At 70.0% G+C, this 13,526-nt stretch carries 14 protein-coding genes; 8 read left to right on the top strand and 6 right to left on the bottom strand.

All coding sequences use genetic code 11. The features are described from left to right. Positions 1-82 precede the first annotated feature (82 nt). Positions 83-1,600 (bottom strand): AAA family ATPase, encoded by a 1,518-nt coding sequence (locus FG154_RS12125; RefSeq protein ID WP_145108159.1) that lies wholly within the window; start codon positions 1,598-1,600, stop codon positions 83-85. Between the two features lie 148 nt (positions 1,601-1,748). On the opposite strand from FG154_RS12125, the gene FG154_RS12120 reads away from it, so the two are divergent. From FG154_RS12120 to FG154_RS12100, 5 genes are all read left to right on the top strand, one after another. After that, positions 1,749-2,081 (top strand): phasin family protein, encoded by a 333-nt coding sequence (locus tag FG154_RS12120; RefSeq protein WP_145108100.1) that lies wholly within the window; start codon positions 1,749-1,751, stop codon positions 2,079-2,081. 122 nt (positions 2,082-2,203) lie between these two features. Continuing rightward, positions 2,204-2,926 carry an endonuclease/exonuclease/phosphatase family protein gene (locus FG154_RS12115; protein WP_145108097.1) on the top strand — a complete coding sequence of 241 codons (723 nt, stop codon included), beginning with the start codon at positions 2,204-2,206 and terminating at the stop codon, positions 2,924-2,926. Then, positions 2,923-4,473, top strand: a complete 1,551-nt coding sequence (locus FG154_RS12110; protein ID WP_145108094.1) for a phospholipase D-like domain-containing protein — start codon at positions 2,923-2,925, stop codon at positions 4,471-4,473. The genes FG154_RS12115 and FG154_RS12110 overlap by 4 nt, the downstream gene beginning before the upstream one ends. A 219-nt stretch (positions 4,474-4,692) precedes the next feature. Then, entirely contained in the window at positions 4,693-5,142 is a 450-nt protein-coding gene (locus FG154_RS12105) for a c-type cytochrome (RefSeq protein WP_145108091.1), read from the top strand. Between the two features lie 3 nt (positions 5,143-5,145). After that, positions 5,146-5,742 carry a cytochrome b/b6 domain-containing protein gene (locus FG154_RS12100; protein ID WP_145108089.1) on the top strand — a complete coding sequence of 199 codons (597 nt, stop codon included), beginning with the start codon at positions 5,146-5,148 and terminating at the stop codon, positions 5,740-5,742. Positions 5,743-5,788: 46 nt separating this feature from the next. On the opposite strand, the gene FG154_RS12095 is transcribed toward FG154_RS12100, so the two are convergent. Next, complete coding sequence (locus FG154_RS12095; protein WP_145108086.1) at positions 5,789-6,433, bottom strand: class II aldolase/adducin family protein; 645 nt, start codon at positions 6,431-6,433, stop codon at positions 5,789-5,791. A gap of 156 nt (positions 6,434-6,589) precedes the next feature. On the opposite strand from FG154_RS12095, the gene ric reads away from it, so the two are divergent. Both ric and FG154_RS12085 read left to right on the top strand, forming a co-directional pair. After that, entirely contained in the window at positions 6,590-7,264 is a 675-nt protein-coding gene (gene ric / locus FG154_RS12090; RefSeq protein ID WP_145108083.1) for an iron-sulfur cluster repair di-iron protein, read from the top strand. A 56-nt stretch (positions 7,265-7,320) separates the two neighbouring features. Then, positions 7,321-8,817 (top strand): alpha/beta hydrolase, encoded by a 1,497-nt coding sequence (locus FG154_RS12085; RefSeq protein ID WP_145108081.1) that lies wholly within the window; start codon positions 7,321-7,323, stop codon positions 8,815-8,817. Between the two features lie 10 nt (positions 8,818-8,827). Here FG154_RS12085 and epmA read toward each other — a convergent pair whose 3' ends face one another. After that, positions 8,828-9,865 (bottom strand): EF-P lysine aminoacylase EpmA, encoded by a 1,038-nt coding sequence (epmA, locus tag FG154_RS12080; protein WP_145108078.1) that lies wholly within the window; start codon positions 9,863-9,865, stop codon positions 8,828-8,830. Positions 9,866-9,966: 101 nt separating this feature from the next. Between epmA and efp the strand changes: the two genes are divergently transcribed. Further along, a complete protein-coding gene (gene efp, locus FG154_RS12075; protein ID WP_011909363.1) occupies positions 9,967-10,533 on the top strand; it encodes an elongation factor P in 567 nt (188 codons plus the stop codon). A 74-nt stretch (positions 10,534-10,607) separates the two neighbouring features. Here efp and FG154_RS12070 read toward each other — a convergent pair whose 3' ends face one another. The 3 genes from FG154_RS12070 to kduI are packed head-to-tail and all read right to left on the bottom strand — an operon-like array spanning position 10,608 to position 13,523. Continuing rightward, positions 10,608-11,999 (bottom strand): mannitol dehydrogenase family protein, encoded by a 1,392-nt coding sequence (locus tag FG154_RS12070; protein ID WP_145108157.1) that lies wholly within the window; start codon positions 11,997-11,999, stop codon positions 10,608-10,610. Beyond that, on the bottom strand, positions 11,977-12,702 hold the full coding sequence (gene kduD, locus FG154_RS12065; RefSeq protein WP_145108075.1) for a 2-dehydro-3-deoxy-D-gluconate 5-dehydrogenase KduD: 726 nt from the start codon (positions 12,700-12,702) through the stop codon (positions 11,977-11,979). The genes FG154_RS12070 and kduD overlap by 23 nt, the downstream gene beginning before the upstream one ends. Then, positions 12,699-13,523 (bottom strand): 5-dehydro-4-deoxy-D-glucuronate isomerase, encoded by an 825-nt coding sequence (gene kduI / locus FG154_RS12060; protein ID WP_145108073.1) that lies wholly within the window; start codon positions 13,521-13,523, stop codon positions 12,699-12,701. The genes kduD and kduI overlap by 4 nt, the downstream gene beginning before the upstream one ends. Positions 13,524-13,526: the final 3 nt, after the last annotated feature.

The following is a 13,526-nucleotide window of genomic DNA, read 5'->3' as shown; positions in this document are numbered from 1 at the left end:
CACGCCGAAACGCAACCGGGCGGGCAGCGGCCGGAGGAAGCGGCCGCAAGTTCAGGCGGTTGTCCGCTGGGCACCCGCGCCGTCACCCGACGGGAAGGGCGCGGCCGGCGGCTGCCACCACCTTATCGAGCGGGCCGCTGGCATCGACGGCGATCCAGTCTCCGGCCCGGGGCGTGCGGGCAAGCTGGTCCCGCACCACCCGTTCGTCCGCGTCCGAGGCGTCTCCGCGGCGGGCCGAGACGCGCGCCACCAGCACATCGGGCGCGGCCTCGAGCCACAGGGCCCGCACGGGCACGCCCAGATCACGCGCCACGGCCGCCACCGCCTGCCGGTCGGCCGGGTCGAGAAAGGTCGCGTCAAGGACCACCGGCCAGCCCGCCGCAAGGATCGTGCGGGCCCGCGCCAGCATCCGGTCATAGACCGCATGACGCGCCGCCTCGGCGTAGGCCGCATCGGGCAGCCGCTGCGCAACCGGCGCGCCGGCCGCGGACTTGCGCTCGAGATCGCTGCGCAGGTGGACCGCCCCCGGCGGCAGGCCGATCCGAGGCGCGAGTGCCGCGGCAACCGCCGTCTTGCCGCTGCCCGAGACCCCGCCTATGGCAATGAGCCGGGGCGGCGGCGGCTCCAGCAGCCGGCAGGCCATGTCCAGCAGCCCCCGCGCCTCTCCCTGCGAACGGCCCACCATGTTCCGGGCCGCGTCGGTCTGGATCAGCACCATGGCCCGGATCGCCGCCCGCACCGCCAGAAAAAGGGGCAGCGCCGCGAGACCCGCATCCTCCTCGCCCGAAGCCTCCAGAAGCCAGGCCCCGAGCGCGATGCCCGCCGCCCGCGTCAGGCCGCGATGATCGAGATCCATCAGCAGGAAGGCGAAGTCGTAGAGGATGTCGCAGGTGCCGAGCGTCTCGTCGAACTCCAGCGCGTCGAAGGGTACCGGCTCGCCGTCGATCAGCACGAGGTTGCGCAGATGCAGATCGCCGTGGCAGCGCCTCACCCGGCCCTCGGCCGCGCGCGCTCGCAGAAGCGGCGCGAGGCGGCGCAGCAGGGCATGCGCCCGCCGGCCGAAGCGCGCGATCCGCTCGGGGCCGAGCGCATCCTCCATCTCCGCAAAGACCCGCGACAGCTCGGCGAGGATGTCCTCGATGAGCTGCGACCCGCAGGCCTCGCGCCGGGGCGCAGCCCGGTGATAGCCCGCCAGCGCCCGCCCGAGACGGCCCGCCAGATCGTCGTCGAGACCACCCCTCTCGGCCACGGCCAGCAGCTCGTCCTCGGCCGGAAAGCGCCACATGCGCAGCACCCACTCCACGGGCTCCCCTCCGCCGCCGAGCGCGAGCCCGCCCGCCTCGCGCGTGATGGGCAGGACGTCGCGATAGATGCCGGGCGCGGTGGCTCGGTTCAACTCCAGCTCGCGCCGAAGCATCCGGTGACGCAGGTCCGCCGTCGAGAGATCCATGTAGTCGTAGCGCACCGCCCGCTTGATCTTGAAGGCCTCGCCCCCCGCAAGGAACACGAGCGCGCCATGCGTCTCGACCACCTCGACCGGCGCGCCGCCGTGGCTCGCGGGATCGGACAGGAAGCGCACCACCTCGGTCTGGTCCTGCATGGGCGTGACCCTCTGATTTTCCGCCAGCGTGCCAGCGGCGGGCGCGAAGTCAACGCGTCGCACCGTCGCCACTTGACTGGGGTCAATGACGCGCGGCATGGGGCGTGAAAGGTTGCCCCAAGGCCCGTTTCAGAGAAGGAGTCTCACGATGACTTTCTCGAAAAGACCGAACGCCACCAGCGCCCTTCCCGAGAACGGCGGGCTCCGTCAGGCCAGCTTCCTGCTGCAGGGCGGCAGCAGCAACGCCTTTGAGCTGTGGCTGCGCCTCGTGAACGAACTTTCGCAATTTGGCGCAGACCGGATCTGCGAGACGGTCAAGACCCAGCAGCAGATGATGCACTGCCGCAACATCCCGGAAATCGCCCACCTTCGGGCGCAATGGTTGCAGAAGGCGATGGACCAGTATGCCGCCGAGGCCGGGCGCCTGGCCGAGATCTGGCGCGAGGCGGTCGAGAGAACGGTCAGGATCCGGGCGGACTGACACCGCCCGGCCCTGCGAAGGACAAGACAACGCGAGGGATGACCCGTGCGCGGCCAGAGGGGGTTTGTCATCGGCCGGTGAGACCCCATCTTCTCCCGAGACCGAAGCCTCGCGAGAACCTCATGCCTGCACCCGAAATCACCGTCGCGTCCTACAATATCCACAAGGGCATCGGCACCGACCGCCGGCGTGACCTGAAACGCACCGCCGCCGTGATCGCGGAACTGGACGCCGATCTCGTGGCGTTGCAGGAGGCCGACCGGCGGTTCGGCGACCGGGCGGGGCTGCTCGACCTGGAGCATCTGCGCGCCGAGACGGGGCTCATGCCGGTTCAGGTCGAGGGCAGCGGGCGCGCGCATGGCTGGCATGGCAACCTGCTTCTGGTGAGGGAGGCCGAAGTCGAGGAGGTGCACAAGATCGTGTTGCCGGGCTTCGAGCCCCGCGGGGCGCTGATGATCGACCTGCTGATGCACGGCCGGCCGCTGCGGGTGATCGCGGCGCATCTGGGTCTTCTGCCGGGCTCGCGGGCGGCGCAGACGCGCCACCTGCTCGAGCGCATCGAGGCCGGCGCCCCCCGCCCCACCCTGCTGATGGGCGACCTGAACGAATGGCGCGGCTCGGGCGCGGCGATGAGCCATCTCGCGCGGCACTTCACCGGCGCCGTAATGGTGCGCAGCTTTCCTTCGCGGTTCCCGATCCTGGCGCTGGACCGACTGATGACCTGCAAGCACGGACGCCTTCAAGACGTGGTGCCCCATGACACGCCGCTCGCGCGGCGCGCCTCGGATCATCTGCCGATCAAGGCCCGGCTTCACCTGCCCGAGCGGATCGCGGCCGCGTCATGATCGACGGCTGGCTGGGCGCGCTCCTGTGGGTGATGCTCGCGGCCGCGGCGGTGGCGGCCCTGTCGGCGCTGACCTGGCGCAGATGGCGCCAGTTCGCGCTGAAGGCGCGCGGCGCCGTGGCGACCGCCCTGCCGAAGACAGGCCCCGCGACCCCGCTCGACGCGCTCTTTGCCCCGCTCGAGGCCGCCAATCCCGGCACGTCCGGCCTGCTTGCGCTGATCGAGAACCGGGATGCCTATGCCGCGCGCGCCCTGTCGGCGCAGATGGCGGGGCGCTCGCTCGACCTGATGTATTACATCTGGCGCACCGACCTGACCGGCTGGCTGCTGATCGAGGAGCTGCTGGCGGCCGCCGATCGCGGCGTGCGGGTGCGGCTACTGCTCGACGATGTGAACGTGCAGGGCTTCGACCGCGCCTTCCTGGCGCTCAACCAGCATCCCAACGTCGAGGTGCGGCTCTTCAACCCGATCCGCAACCGCGGCCATGTCATCCGGCGCACGCTCGAGATGCTGCTGGGGCTGTCGCGGTTCAATCGCCGCATGCACAACAAGGCCTGGATCGCCGACGGGCGCCTGGCCATCGTGGGCGGGCGCAATATCGGCGACACCTACTACGACGCGGAAGAGAGCGGTCTCGCGATGTCGCGCGACGCCGACGTGATGCTGGCAGGGCCCGTGGTGGCCGAGGTCGAAGGGCTCTTCGACAGCTACTGGAACCTCGGGATCACGCTGCCGATCCTGGCGCTCTGGCCCGAGTTCAAGGTCAACGTCGGCAGCTTCCAGCGCCGGATGATGCGCCACAACCGCGCCCCTGCGGCGCTCTCGTTCCTGCGCCGCACGATGACCGGGCGGGACGCTCCCGGGCTTCTGACCCGCCGGCTGCGCTGGACCGACAAGGTGACGTTGCTCGCCGACCCGCCCGACAAGGCGCTCGGTCACCGCTCGGGGCCCTGGATGGGCGAGGCGATCACCACGCTCCTGCGCGGCGCGCAGCACGAGGTCCGGCTCATCACCCCCTATTTCGTGCCGGGAAACGACGGCTGCGACCTGCTGGCCGGGATCGCCCGGCGCGGGGTGCGCCTTGCGATCATGACCAACGCGCTGTCGGTGACGGACATGGTGCTGGTGCATGGCGCCTATCGCCACTACCGGCTGCCGCTGCTGAAGGCGGGCGCCGAGTTGTACGAGTTCGGCCCCCTGCCGCGTGCGACCGGCCGGCGCGACCTGCTGCACACCAAGGTCTTCCTGATCGACGGGCGTCAGGCGGTGGTCGGCTCGCTCAACTTCGACCTGCGCTCGGCCTTCATGAACACGGAACTGGGCGTTCTCTTCGAGGAGCCTGACCTCTTTGCCGAACTGTCCGGGATGTTCGACCGCGAAAGCGCGCCGGATCAGGCGCACCGGCTGTCGGTGGAACAGGGGCGGCTGCGCTGGTCGGTGATCGAGCGCGGGCAGCCCGCCCTGGCCCGGTTCGAGCCGGACTCTCCGGCCGCCCTGCGCGCGGTCTCGTGGGTGGTGGGGCACCTTCCGATCCAGAGCTACCTCTGACCCCGTCGCCGCCTGCACCGCCTCTGCAGGGCCACTTCACGAAATATTCATACACGAATATTCGTTTGCAAGCTCCTGCTACAAAGCGACTAAATTCAGTTTCTGCCGCCGGTGCGGCAAGCTGCCGCAGTTGAACCTGGCCCGGTCCGCGACGGATTTCGGGGGCGTTACCGTGTGACGTTCGCCCGCCCGTTGTGGGCCTGTAGCAAGGAAAGACTGATGAGACGAGTTCTTCTGTCCACCCTGGTGGCCGCCCTTCCCGCCGTCGCGATGGCCGCCGATGTCGAGCGTGTCGTCGAAGCCCGCAAGGGCTTCTTCTCGCTCGTGGCGCTCGAGTTCGGCCCGCTGGCCGCGATGGCGAAGGGCGAGATGCCCTATGACGCCGACGCAGCCAAGGCCCATGCCGCCGACCTCGTGGCACTGACCAAATACAATCCCTCCGACCTCTATGCCCCCGGCACCTCGGCCGACGATGTGAAGGGCACCGGCGCCAAGGCTGCGATCTGGCAGGACATGGACGCCTACCAGAAGAAGGGCATGGCCTTCTTCGAGGCTGTGGCCGCGCTCGAGCCGGTCGCGGGCAACGGCCAGAAGGAGCTTGGCGCCGCCGTGAACAAGGTCGGCGCCACCTGCAAGTCCTGCCACGACGACTTCCGCGCGAAGAACTGAGCCATGAGCAGCCCGGACATCTCATCCTCCGCCGTCGAAACCGTCCGCATCTGGGACCCGCTGCTGCGGATCTTCCACTGGGCACTGGCGGCGTTCGTCGTCCTCTGCTGGGGTCTTGGCAAGTTCGGCCCGGACATCATGACGCTGCATTTCTATGCGGGTTATGCGGTGATCGGGCTGCTTGCCTTCCGTCTGCTCTGGGCGCTGGTCGGCCCGCGCCCCGCCCGCTTCACGAGCTTCGTCTATCGCCCGCGCGAGATCCTCGCCTACGCGGCCGAGGCGTGGCGGCCGACGCCGTCCTACTGGCGCGGCCACAACCCGCTGGGCGGGCTCTTCATCGTGGCGCTGCTGGTGGTGCTGGCGTTGCAGGCCCTGACCGGGCTGGTGGCCGACCCCGACGACTTCGTGAACGTGGGGCCGCTCGCCTCCTCGGTGCCCTCGTGGGTCGCCAGTGCGGCCCCCGGCTGGCACGAGTTCCTCGGCAACCTGACCTTCGCGCTGGTGGTCCTGCATCTCGTGGCCATCGCCTTCTACAAGCTCTGGAAGCGCGAGGACCTGATCCGGCCGATGCTGACCGGCCTCAAGACGGTCCGCCGCTGACCGCGGCAGGACCACCGGAAAGGGCGCCCTGCTGCCCGCGGGGCGCTCAGACCTGCAGCCCGTAGCCTGCGAATTTCTCGACCACCGCGGCGATCTGCTCATCCGAGAGGATCCGCACCTCGCCAACCTGCAGGCAGCCGAGATACTGCCGGGCCAGCGTCTCGACCTCGACCGCCGTCCACATCGTCCGCGCGAGCGAGGGCCCGATGGCGATCATCCCGTGATGCTCGAGCAGGCAGGCCAGCCGCCCCTCGAGCGCGGCCACCGCATGATGGGACAGCTCTTCCGAGCCGTAGATCGCATAGGGCGCCACGCGGACCGTGGGCCCGCCCGCGGCCGCGATCATGTAATGCACGGCGGGGATCTCGCGGTTCAGGATCGCCAGCGTGGTGCAGGCCGTCGGATGGGCATGGACGACCGCATGGGCATCGGGCCGCGCGGCCAGGATGTCGCGGTGAAAGCGCCACTCGCTCGAGGGCCGGTGCCGCCCGGTGGCCGTGCCATCCATCGCGAGGAAGACGATATCCTCGGGCTGAAGCCGCTCGTAGGCGATGGCCGTGGGGGTGATGAGCAGCCCCTCGCCATGCCGTACCGAGATGTTGCCCGACGTCCCCTGATTGAGGCCCGAGCGGTTCATCTCGAGACAGGCCGCGATGATTGCCTCGCGCTTGGTCCGTTCGTCCGCGTCCATGGTGCCCTCCTGCATCCGGGCCCGGCTTAGGCGAGCCGGACCCCGGCGTCAAAGGCGCCGCGCGTCGCAGCGTGCCGCCGTTTTCCGTGCGCTGGCGCAACGTTCTCGCCCGTTCCTGCCGCTAGCAGCACCCCAGGAACACCGGAAGGAGACGCCATGTCCGACATTTCCCTCACCCTCGACAGCGAAGTGGGCGAGGTCGCCGCCCGCCTGCCCGGCGCGGCGGGCCTCTTCCGCCGTCACGGCATCAGCTTCTGCTGTGGCGGCGGGCAGAGCCTGGCCGAGGCGGCCGGGAACCGGAACCTCGCCCCCGAGGCGCTGCTCTCCGAGCTTCAGGCCCTGGCCACGGCCGCCCGGGCCGAAGCGCCGGCCGAGACCGCAGCCCTCATCGAGCACATCCTCGCGCGCTACCACGAGACCCACCGGCGCGAGCTGGCCGACCTCATCCCGCTGGCCGAGAAGGTCGAGGCGGTCCACGGCGACCATGAAGAGGCGCCCCACGGGCTGATGCTCCTGCTCGACGACATGCGCGACGGGATGGAGGACCACATGCAGAAGGAAGAGCAGATCCTCTTCCCGATGATGCGGATGGGCGGCGCGCCGATGATCTTCCAGCCGATCGCCGTCATGCGGGCCGAACACGACAGCCACGGCGATCAGCTGCGCCGGCTCGAGCACATCACCCGCGGCTTCACTCCGCCGGAAGGCGCCTGCCGCTCGTGGCACGCGCTCTATGCGGGCGTGCGCAAGTTCGCGGACGATCTGGTCGCGCACATGCATCTGGAAAACGAAGTGCTGTTCCCGCGGTTCGAGCGCCAAGCCACCGCTTGACCTTGAGGCGGGGGACGGGGAGAACCTTCGGCATCGTCCCTGCCGGAGGTTCTCTCTTGTCCCCGCCCGCTTTCCGCCCGAGGATTCTCGTCGCCGTCCTGGCCGTCGTCGCGGTGGGGCTGGCGATCCTGATGCTCGAACGCGCGCGCGCGGGGATCGAGCGCACGCCGATGATGATCGGCACGACGCCCGCCACGCTCTACCGCGCCGCCGGCGGGCCGGAGGCGCCGCTTGCCGTGGTGACGCACGGCTTTGGCGGCTCGCGCCAGATGATGGAGGCGATCTCGCTCACGCTGGCGCGCGCAGGCATGGCGGTGGTCTCGTTCGACTTCCACGGCCAGGGGCGCAGCGTCATGCCGATGTCGCCCGATGCCTTCCCCAACGAACAGGGATCGAGCGGAACCACCGTCCAGCTCGTGCGCCAGACGCTCGAGGTCGTGGAGGCGGCGCGGGCCCTGCCGGGGGTGGCGGGACCACCGGCCCTGATCGGTCACTCGATGGCGACCGACATTCTGGTGCGCACCGCGGACCGTCTGACCGACGTGGGGCCGGTCGCGCTGATCTCGGCCTATTCGCGCGAGGTCACGCCCGAGACGCCGGCCCGGCTCCTGATCCTCTCGGGCCAGCGCGAGGGCGGCCTGCGCGAGGTGGCGCTCGGGATGGTGCGGCAGGTGGCGCCCGACGGTGCGGAGGGCGAGACGGTGGAGGCCGGCCTCGTCGAGCGGCGGGCGGCGGTCGCGCCCCTCGTCGGACATGCCGGCGTGCTCTGGAGCCCGACGACCCTGCGCGAGATCCGCGACTGGATGGCGCCAAACCGCGCCGCCCCCGTGGCGGCCACAGGGCCGTGGATCCTGCTGCTGCTGGCCGGGCTCGTGGCCCTCGTCTGGCCGGCCGCCGCGCTGCTGCCGGACCGCAGCAAGCACGGGCCAGAGCCGGGCTGGCGGCTCTTCCTCGTGCTCATCGCCGCCCCGGCGCTGCCCGCCGCGCTCCTGTCGCTGAACCTCGGCGCGTCCGTGCTGGGGCTGGCGGGGATCGGGCGGATCGCCCTCTTCTTCGGGGTCTGGGGCGTGATCCAGCTTGGCCTGCTCGCGCATTACCGCGGCCTCGACCGGCGGGTGAACCTGCCCACGCTGGCGGTGCTGCTGGCGGGCAGCCTGCTCTTCGCGCTGGCGATGGATCGCTATGCGGCGGCCTTCCTGCCCACCGGGCCGCGCCTGCCGCTGATGGGGCTGCTCGCGCTCGGCACCCTGCCCTTCATGCTGGCCCACGCCCATCTCGCCCATCGCGCGCGGCTGTGGCGGAGGCTCCTGCTGGCACTGGCCCCGCTTCTGGCCCTCGGCGGAGCGATCGCGGCGGAACCCGAGCGGCTGGGCCTGTCCTTCACGGTGCTGCCGGTGTTCCTGCTGTTCCTGCTGGTCTTCGGCACGATGGGCCGGTGGATCGCCCGCGTGACCGGGCCCGCCACCATCGGCCTCGGCCTCGGCCTCATGCTCGCCTGGTCGATCGCCGCCTCGACCCCGCTCTTCGGAGCGGCCTCGCGCACGGTGTTCTGAGCGTCCGGTCTCAGCCGACGGGCGCCCAGATCACCTCGTCGATGCGGGGGGCGCCGGTGGCCAGCATCACCAGCCGATCAAAGCCAAGGGCGATCCCGCTTACGGGCGGCATCAGGGCCAGCGCCGCGAGGAACTCCTCATCGAGCGGATAGGTCTCGCCATAGACCCGCTCCTTCTCGGCCATCTCGGCCTCGAAACGGCGGCGCTGTTCGGCCGGATCGGTCAGTTCGCCGAAGCCGTTGGCGAGTTCCACCCCGCAGGCATAAAGCTCGAAACGCTCGGCGACGCGCGGATCGTCCGGCGCGCGCCGCGCCAGCGCCGCCTCGGCCGCGGGATAGCGGTCGAGGATCGTGGGCCGCCCATGCCCCAGATGCGGCTCGACCTTCTCCACCAGCACCCGGCTCAGCATGTCCGACCAGCCGTCGTCCGACCCGGCCGAGAGGCCCGCCCGCGTCATCGCGCGGCGCAGCGCCGCGGCATCGGGCGCGCCCTGCCCGTCCACCGTGGCCAGCAGGTCGATCCCGGCGTGGCGCGCGAAAGCCTCGGCCACCGACAGCCGTTCGGGCTCGGCGAAGGGATCGCAGGTCCGGTTGCGGAAGCGCAGCTCGCGCGCGCCCGCCGCCTCGGCCGCTAGCCGCAGGAAGGCCGCGCAATCCGCCATCAGCACCTCGTAGCCCTCGCCCACCCGATACCATTCCAGCATGGTGAACTCAGGCGAGTGCAGCACGCCGCGCTCGCGGTTGCGCCAGACATGGGCGAAGGCCGCGATCCGCGTCTCGCCCGCCGCCAGCAGTTTCTTCATCGCGAACTCGGGCGAGGTGTGCAGATACATCCGCCGCCCCTGCCCGTCGTTGCCAATGGCCGAAGTCTCGAAGCCGTGCAGATGCGCCTCGTTTCCGGGGCTGACCTGAAGTGCCGACGGATCGACCTCGGTGAAGCCTTCGGCCACCAGCCAGCCGCGGATCGCCGACTGGATGCGGTTGCGCGCCAGAAGCAGCGGGCGACGGTCGGCGTGACGGTGGGGCTGCCACCACGAGGAAGCGGACATTCGGCGGCTTTCGTCTGGAAATTCTGGCGCGGATGGGATAGGCGCACGGCCAATCCTGCGCGTTCTACGATGCGCCCCCTCCCATCGCAAGGAAGAGACCCGTGAAAGTCATCGCCTCGAGCCTCCGCAAGGGCAATGTCGTCGATATCGACGGCCGGCTCTATGTCGTCCTCACTGCCCAGAACTTCCACCCCGGCAAGGGCACGCCGGTGACGCAGGTGGACATGCGGCGGATCTCGGACGGCACCAAGGTCTCGGAGCGCTGGAAGACGACCGAGCAGGTCGAGCGCGCCACCGTGGACGAGCGCGAGTATGACTTCCTCTACGAGGACGGCGAGGGCTACCACTTCATGGAGCCCGAGAGCTACGACCAGGTCGTGGTCTCGCCCGACGTGGTGGGCGACGGCAAGGTGTTCCTGACCGAGGGGATGCGCGTCTATCTGCAGACCCACAACGACGTGGCGATCTCGATCGAGTTCCCGCAGAAGGTGGTGGTCGAGATCACCGAGACCGAGCCGGTGGTGAAGGGCCAGACCGCGTCGTCCTCCTACAAGCCGGCGATGTGCACCAACGGGCTGCGCGTGATGGTGCCGCCGCACATCTCGGCCGGCACGCGCATCGTGATCAACACCGAAGACCTGAGCTACGTCGAGCGCGCCAAGGACTGATCCGCACGGCATGGCCAGACATCAGAAGGGGCGTCCCGAAGGACGCCCCTTCCTTTTCTCCGGGAGAGGCTGACTCACGTCCCGGAGATATCCTCGGCCGCACGCCGGGCGCCGACCTCGATCAGCCGCGCATGGGCGGCCGCGATGCCCGGCGCAAGTTGGCCCGCCAACTCCTCGGGGAACACGGCGCGAAGCGCGAGCAGCGCGGGCACGCCCTCGGCCGCCCGTCGGCGCAGCTCGTCGGCCAGCGGGTCCTTGACCTCGATCAGCTGGCCGTTTTCGTCCGTGCCCGAGACATAGCGCATCCAGCCCGCCACCGCGAGCATCAGGCCCGGAGAGGGGCGGTCCGCGGCGAGGTTCTCGGCCAGAGTGCCAAGGATGCGCTGCGGCAGCTTCTGGCTGCCGTCCATCGCGATCTGCCAGGTCCGGTGCCGGATCGCCGGGTTCGAATAGCGCTGGAACAGCTGGTCGGCGTAGGCGGCCAGATCCACCCCCGGCGGGGGCGTCAGGGCCGGGATGATCTCGTCCCGCCACAGATGCTGGACGAAGGCGGCAAAGACCGGATCGGCCACCGTCTCGGCGATGGTCTCGTGCCCCGCGAGATAGCCGAGATAGGCCAGCGAGGAATGGGTGCCGTTCAGCATCCGCAGCTTCATGTGCTCGAAGGGTGTCACGTCCTGCACAAGCTGCACGCCCACCGCCCCGAGATCCGGGCGGAGGCCGTCCACGAAATCGTCCTCGACGACCCACTGGCTGAAGGGCTCGTGCATCACCGGCAGGTTGTCCTCGATGCCCTGTGCGCGCAGCCGCTCGATGTCCTCGGGCTTGGTCGCGGGCACGATCCGGTCCACCATGGTCGAGGGGAAGCGGCCCTCGGCTGCGATCCAGTCGGCGAGGGCCGGATCGATCCGGCGGGCGAGGTCCAGCACCACGCCCCGCACCACGCGGCCGTTCTCGGGAAGGTTGTCGCAGCAGAGCACGGTGAAGGGACGCAGCCCCGCCTCGCGCCGCCGCTGCAGGGCGCGCACCAGATAGCCGGGGGCCGAGCGCGGCCGCGCATCGGCGAGGTCATGGAGGATGTCGGGATGGTCGGGATTCAGCGCGCCGGTCGCGGGATTGTGGCAGTAGCCCTTTTCCGTGACCGTCAGGCTCACGATCTTCACGCCGGGGTCCGCCATGGCGGCCAGGACCGCCTCGGGGTCCTCCTTCGCCACCAGCACCTGCCGCACGACCTCGACCCGGCGGACGGTCTCGCCCTCGGGCCCCTGCTCGACGGCGTGGTAGGCAAAGCCCTGCGGGGCCAGCGCATCGCGCATCGTGGGCGACTGAAGGCTGACGCCAAGGATGGACCAGTCGCCGCCCGAGGCCTTAACCGCCTCCTCGACATAGATCGCGCCGTGGGCGCGGAAGAAGGCGCCAAGTCCCAGGTGGACGATTCCAATCTCAGCGGGCAAGCCAGCCTCCATCGACATTCAGGATTGCGCCATGGACATAGGCCGCAGCGGGTGAGGCGAGGAACACCGCCGCTCCGGCGATGTCCTCGGACCGGCCCCAGCGGCCGGCGGGGATGCGGTCGAGGATGGCGCGGTTGCGCGCCTCATCGGCCCGCAAGGCCTCGGTGTTGTTGGTCTCGATATAGCCCGGCGCGATGGCGTTCACGTTGATGCCCTTCGCCGCCCATTCGTTCGCCAGCAGCTTGGTGATCCCCGCCACGCCATGCTTGGCGGCGGTGTAGGAGGGCACGCGGATGCCTCCCTGGAAGCTGAGAAGCGAGGCGATGTTGATGATCCGCCCCCCCGTCCCCCGCGCCAGCGCCGCGCGGGCGAAGGCCTGCGCGGTGAAGAACACGGCCTTCAGGTTCACGTCCATCACCGCGTCCCAGTCCTCTTCGGTGAAATCCACCGCATCGGCCCGGCGGATTATGCCGGCATTGTTCACGAGGATGTCGATCGGCTCGGCCTCGAAGACGTCGCGGGCCGCCATCGGGTCCGCGAAGTCAAGCCGCAGCTCGCGCCCGCCGGTCAGCGCCACGGTTTCCGCGCAGGAGGAGCGGCCGGCGGCGATCACCTCGGCCCCTGCCCCGGCGAGGCCCACGGCGATGGCCTGACCGATCCCGGTATTGGCTCCGGTGACCAGCGCGCGCTGGCCTGCCAGCGAGAAGGAGATCACCGCAGATCCTCCATCGCGACGGGTTCGACGTCGCGATAATCCACGTTGTCGCCGGCCATCGCCCAGATGAAGGTGTAGGCGCCGGTGCCGCAGCCGCAGTGGATCGACCAGGGCGGCGAGACCACGGCTTCCTCGTTCTTCATCACCAGATGGCGCGTCTCTTCGGGCTCGCCCATGAAGTGGAACACGCGGGCATCGGCGGCGAGGTCGAAGTAGAGATAGACCTCCATCCGCCGGTCGTGGACATGGGCGGGCATGGTGTTCCAGACCGAGCCGCCGTGGAACTGGGTGTAGCCCACGACAAGCTGACAGGACGGCATCACCTCGGGATGGATGAACTGGTTGATCGTGCGCTCGTTCGCGGTCTCGGGCGCGCCCATCTTGACCTTCTTCGCATCCGCCAGCGTCACCAGCCGCGCGGGATGGGCGGCGTGGGCGGGCGCCGACAGGAGGTAGAACCGCCCCTGTCCGGCGAAGGTCACCGGCCCCGCGCCCATCGGCAGGTAAAGCACGTCGCCGCGCCCCATCTCCCAGGTCTCGCCCGCGGCCGAGACGGTGCCGGGGCCGCCGATGTTCACCACCCCCATCTCGCGCCGGTCGAGGATCGAGGCGGTGCCGGTGGGCTTCACCTCGTCCAGCACCAGCGGCTCCGGCCCCGGCACGGCACCGCCCACGATCATCCGGTCGTAATGGGTGTAGACCAGCCGGATCGCGCCCTCGTGGAACAGGTCTCCCATGTGGAAGGCCTCGCGCAGGCCGGCGGTGTCCAGTTGGCGGGCGGACACGGGGTCCATCGCGTGACGGATCTCGATATGGGTCATGGG

The organism is Cereibacter sediminicola (assembly GCF_007668225.1).
Lineage (GTDB): Bacteria > Pseudomonadota > Alphaproteobacteria > Rhodobacterales > Rhodobacteraceae > Cereibacter_A > Cereibacter_A azotoformans.
Note: the sequence above shows the minus strand (reverse complement) of the source record. Positions and strands in the feature narration are given on the sequence as shown.